Genomic DNA, 2,891 nt, shown 5'->3' with positions numbered 1-2,891 from the left:
GATGAGGGATAGAGGCAAAAAAACTCAATAGAATCAAGATTCACCTATTCCCTTATATTAGACATAAATATTTTATTTTACACATACTTGTGAATGAATCGGCTTTTAAAACTTTGTCTTTTAAAGTTTACGCTTTCTGACTCTGCATAATTTAGCGTTTTTAAGTTCTATTCTTGAAAAACTATGTAATACCTTCACAAACTATCTATTGATCTAAGGGTATTGCTCAATAATTTTTTCTTCCATTCAAATTAACTTTTTGCTTATCCCACAGAAAAAGCATTACAAATATACCTAATTTCCAGTCATATCTAGAAGAGATTTTAAACTATCGATGCAAATCTTACATAAAATTTTATTCAAATAGTGCAAATCAGCCATTCCCTCCAAGGTACTCTTTAGACGCACTAAATATCTGAATATTTTTATTTAAAAAATTAAAATCTTTTAAAGAGCTTTCTTATTGAATTGTACTTAATTTAAACTCAATAAAAACTTTCCTTGAATATATATGTCATTCTTACAAATTTATCTCTCATAAACTGTCAGAGTAATAACATTTTCTTTTCGCCAATATGAACGATCTAAATAAAATAAATATCTGGAAAGGTAAAATAATTCAAAAATACACGACCGGAATTTAATATAATTTATCAAACATTTTCAACTAAACATTTCTTATTATTACGAAAACAATTGTTAGAACTTAAAAAAATATTGCTTTGTAAAAAATTTTTAAACAGAAAAAAAATGATAAATATCATAATTACCTTTCATTTTTTCAGAAAAAACTATCATGTTTAAAAATGAAACTCTTAGATAACACACTCAAAGAATTAACTTATGAAGAATTATTTTAATTGAAACTTAAATAGTTTTACAAAGAACGCTTTAAAATGCGTATTAAAATGATTGACCTTTTACAAGAAATTTGTCAAAAAACATATCTAGTTTGGAGGGGTGGCCGAGCGGTTTAAGGCACCGGTCTTGAAAACCGGCGTGCAGGAGACTGTACCGTGGGTTCGAATCCCACCCCCTCCGCCACAGCATTTTTATCATGCTATAACTTTTTGTGTATGTAGCTTGCCAGTGTAGCTTGCCAGCGGGTTTTGTTGTAGCTTGCCAGCAGGTTTTGTATATTTTGACACTAGGTTTTGTACCAATTTATTTTTTCTCAAAGAGTTTTAAAGGGTCTTCAAAGACCTTTCAAGGGTATTTAAAGCTCTCTTTAACGCATTTTTCTGCTCCTATTTTTCCAAATCACTAAAGCATGTAAAGTCGGGTTGAAAGGCAAGGGGAACGATTCCTGTCGGACCATGGCGTTGTTTTGCTATAATAACCTCGGCTTTACCCTTGGCTTGCTCCATTGCATCTTGCCATTTGTTATACTCAGCAGTGCTTTCTTTGGGTTCTTCATTTTTGAGANTTGTGGACGTTTATCGGTTCGGTTTTCAACTTGTCGCGAAAGTTGTGACAGAGCAATGATGGGAATATTGAGTTCTTTTGCAAGTGCTTTTAATCCGGTGGTAATGGCTGTAATTTCTTGAACGCGATTTTCTAATGAACGCTTTGAACCGCTTGTCATGAGTTGGATATAATCGATAATCAAGACATCTAGACCATGTTGTCGTTTAAGACGCCTTGCACGGGCGGCTAATTGTGCAAGGAATACACCACCCGTTTGATCAATATAAAGAGGGATTGTTTGTAAGGAACGCATTGCGTAAATGATGTTGGTAAATTGCTCCTCTGAGATATTACCACGACGCATATCAGAAGAAGAAACCTTTATTTGTTCTGAGATAATACGAGTTGCAAGCTGTTCGGATGACATCTCAAGTGAGAAGAAGCCTACAACGCCCCCTTCATTTTCTTGGCTGTTATCACGCTTACAAGCATTGGCAATATTAAAAGCAATATTGGTCGCCAGAGAGGTTTTCCCCATTCCAGGGCGTCCAGCTATGATAATCAAATCGGATGGCTGTAGCCCCCCCATTTTCTCATCAAGGGTTTTGATATGGGTAGCGATCCCTGAGAGCTTTGAAGAACGCTTTTTTGCAGCGCTTGCCATGTTAAGTGCTTTTGCAATGGCTGTATCAAAGTTTTCAAACCCACCTCCATATTTTCCTTTTTCGGCGAGCTCAAATAACTGATTTTCAATCGTTTCAATTTGTTGGGTAGGCGTGAGTTCTACAGGCGCATCAAAGGCTGTATTGGCAACTTCATTGCCAAGATTAATCAAAGACCGGCGGATAAAAAGATCGTAAATGACGCGTCCATAATCTTCAGTGTTAATAATAGTGACTGCCTCTGTGGTTAAGCGAACAACATACTGGTATACAGTAATATCTCCAACTTTTTCTTCCATTTGGATATAGGGCTTGATTGTAATGGGGTTTGCAAGATGACCCTTTTGAATAATTTGTAAGACAATCTCAAAGATCTTTTGATGTAGCCTTTCAAAAAAATGTTCTGCTTTGAGAAAGTCTGAAACGCGATCGAGTGCATTATTATTAATCAGGATTGCTCCAAGTAATGCCTGTTCCGCTTCAATATTATGGGGAAGTTGACGAAAAGAAGAAGCAAAATTATCTCTTGGATTTTCTGTTTTTAGCATGTTCAATGTTCTCATTGCTTTCTTTTCCCTTGTTTGGTGCTTCAAGTGTAATTTCTGTGGTGTATCCGCTTTGTTTTTCATAGCGGTGGGTGACGGTTGCAGCTTTCCATGGTCCATTGATTTGCCCACGAAACCCTTGAAGGATGAGAGGTTGATCCGCCATAATTTCAGGGCGTCCCTCAAGAGACAAAGAGCCACTGCCCACAGCACGACACAACCTGTCCGACTCGGAAGCAGCAGCAGCTCGTGCTTCCTCCTCACAAGTGTAACAAGT

1 tRNA gene and 2 pseudogenes are annotated in these 2,891 nt (G+C 36.6%); 1 reads left to right on the top strand and 2 read right to left on the bottom strand.

The window, feature by feature from the left end:
* Positions 1-954: 954 nt before the first annotated feature.
* Positions 955-1,044: transfer RNA gene (locus ACFIME_RS09215), tRNA-Ser, on the top strand.
* 203 nt (positions 1,045-1,247) lie between these two features.
* On the opposite strand, the pseudogene ACFIME_RS09210 reads toward ACFIME_RS09215, so the two are convergent.
* Both ACFIME_RS09210 and ACFIME_RS09205 read right to left on the bottom strand, forming a co-directional pair.
* Positions 1,248-2,632, bottom strand: a pseudogene (locus tag ACFIME_RS09210) (replicative DNA helicase).
* Positions 2,589-2,891: pseudogene (locus ACFIME_RS09205) on the bottom strand (late control protein); the annotation flags it as partial. The pseudogenes ACFIME_RS09205 and ACFIME_RS09210, both read right to left, overlap by 44 nt.

It is taken from the genome of Bartonella sp. AP1QHHD (assembly GCF_042196265.1).
In the GTDB taxonomy this organism is placed as follows: domain Bacteria; phylum Pseudomonadota; class Alphaproteobacteria; order Rhizobiales; family Rhizobiaceae; genus Bartonella.
This window is presented reverse-complemented; position numbering and strand designations above follow the sequence as displayed.